This window comes from Vibrio sp. OPT46, assembly GCF_015163535.1.
In the GTDB taxonomy this organism is placed as follows: domain Bacteria; phylum Pseudomonadota; class Gammaproteobacteria; order Enterobacterales; family Vibrionaceae; genus Vibrio; species Vibrio alginolyticus.
Map to the genome: position 1 here is coordinate 19,496 of NZ_JADDYG010000731.1, position 559 is coordinate 20,054.

At 50.3% G+C, this 559-nt stretch carries 1 protein-coding gene; it reads left to right on the forward strand.

Going from position 1 to position 559, the window contains the following annotated elements; translation table 11 throughout:
* On the forward strand, nt 1-559 hold a 559-nt coding region (locus IQR33_RS34525), incomplete at both ends, for a molybdopterin oxidoreductase family protein (protein WP_228014168.1).

Below are 559 nucleotides of genomic sequence, written 5' to 3' on the forward strand. Positions count from 1 at the left end.
GCTGTTTACTACTCGATGGGTATTACTCAGCACACGACAGGTCATGACAACGTGCGTTCTATCGCTAATCTGCAATTGCTGTGTGGCAACATCGGTATTGAAGGTGGTGGTATCAACCCGCTGCGTGGTCAATCAAACGTGCAAGGCGCGTGTGATATGGGCGCTTTGCCAAACAGCTTCCCAGGCTACCAAAAGGTATACAACCCAATTGTGCGTCAGAAGTTTGCGATTGAATGGAATGCGCCAAATCTGCCTTCTGAGCAAGGTCTAACCCTGACAGAAATCATTGATGCGGCTTGCCATCGTGACGTTCGTGGTATGTACATCATGGGTGAGAACCCAGTGTTGAGTGACCCAAACCAAGCGCATGTGATTGAAGGTTTAGAAGCGCTCGATTTCTTGGTGGTTCAAGACATCTTCCTAACGGAAACTGCGCAATACGCGGATGTGGTTCTGCCTTCTTGCTCGTTTGCAGAGAAAGCGGGTCACTTCACCAATACGGAGCGTCGTGTTCAGCGTGTGAACCCAGTCGTAACGGCACCGGGTGAAGCGAAAGAAG